The organism is Mesorhizobium sp. M0185 (genome assembly GCF_040322175.1).
Classification (GTDB): Bacteria; Pseudomonadota; Alphaproteobacteria; order Rhizobiales; family Rhizobiaceae; genus Mesorhizobium.
The window spans coordinates 1-1,488 of record NZ_JAMYSY010000116.1 but is presented as its reverse complement, the minus strand read 5'-3'; the positions used below and the strand labels follow the sequence as shown (position 1 = coordinate 1,488).

The 1,488-nt window shown below is 64.2% G+C and carries 1 protein-coding gene; it reads left to right on the top strand.

What is annotated here, in order from left to right:
* Positions 1 to 195: 195 nt before the first annotated feature.
* Entirely contained in the window at positions 196 to 1,488 is a 1,293-nt protein-coding gene (locus NKJ20_RS33965; RefSeq protein WP_023675890.1) for an IS4 family transposase, read from the top strand.

Here is a 1,488-nt window from a genome sequence, read left to right as displayed (position 1 = left end):
CTAGGGCGTATACACATCTTGCTGCGACGGATTGACTCGGTTGTGACGTGTCGGATTCCGCCGGCGTGTGCTGTATGATTCTTCTGTGACGTTCTGATTTGGAGGAGCGTCGCCGATGCAGACATGCCAGGACTGGTCCTTGGGTTCATTTGGAGATCGTCGTCTCGATAAAGGGGGGCGAGGCTGCTCCAAGGCATGGTGCTGCGCGAAACGGTTTGCCTGCGCCGGCTTGCCGGTGGCGACCATTCCGAAGAGATCCGCTATGGGCGCTTTCTCGGCAATGACGCGGTGACAGCGGACCGGATCATCGCAGGCTGGAGCGATCAGACCCGGCTTGCGGTCGAGGGCCGGCATGTCCTGGCGGTGCAGGACACCAGCGAGATCAAGTTCCCGACGACAGAGGGCAACCGGCGCGGCCTGGGCAAGGTCAAAAAGGGCAATTGCTGGGGCCTGCTGCTGCATCCAATGCTGGCTCTTGATGCCGAGCGCGGTTCTTGCCTGGGTCTTGTGGGCGGGCAGGTGTGGACGCGCGGGGACGAGGAGCTGCCGCCGCATGCCGAGCGGCCGTTGAGCGAAAAGGAATCGCGCCACTGGATCGAGACGGCCGAAGCGGCCAAGCCGGTGCTGGCCCGGGCCGGCATGGTCACCTTCATCGCCGACCGTGAGAGCGACTTGTATATGATGTGGGCTGGTGTGCCGGACGGCCATTGCCATGTTCTGTCGCGTCTCATGAATGACCGGGCCCTCACCACTGGCGGCACGCTGCGCCGCGCCGTGGCGAAAGTGGTGTTCTGCGATACGCAGGTGATCGAGCTGCGCGAGCGCCAGGACCGCCCGGCGCGCCGGGCTGAGCTGTGCCTGCGCTTTGGCGAAGCCACGATCAAGCGGCCGGCGAACCTGCGCGCAAAGGGGCTGCCAGAGGGGGTGACGCTGCGCTGGGTCGAAGTCGTCGAGACGGCTGCGCCCGACGGCGTGGAGCCGCTTCATTGGCTGCTTCTGACCACCCATGCGGTGAGCAGCCCTGCCCAGGCCTGGCAGATCGTCGCCTGGTACAAGCAGCGCTGGACCATCGAGCAGTTCTTCCGGACGATGAAGGCCCAGGGCTTGAAGATCGAAGACAGCCAGCTGCAATCGGCCGCACGCCTGGAGAAACTCATTGCCATCGCCGCCAAGGCCGCGGTCATCGTCATGCAGCTCGTGCAGTCCCGCAGCGGCCAGGACGCTCAACCGGCAAGCCTCGTCTTCACGCCAAACGAGATCGACACACTTGCCGCGCTCGAGAAGCGCTTCAAAGGCAAGACCAAGCTGCAAGCCAATCCCCACCCCAGGAGCTCGCTCGCCTGGGCGGCATGGATCATCGCCAAGCTCGGCGGCTGGAACGGCTATGCTTCCTCCAGACCACCGGGACCAATCACCTTCTACAACGGCCTGGCCTACTTCCGTGCCTGTGCCGATGGATGGGCTCTGCGAGATGTGTATATGCCCTAG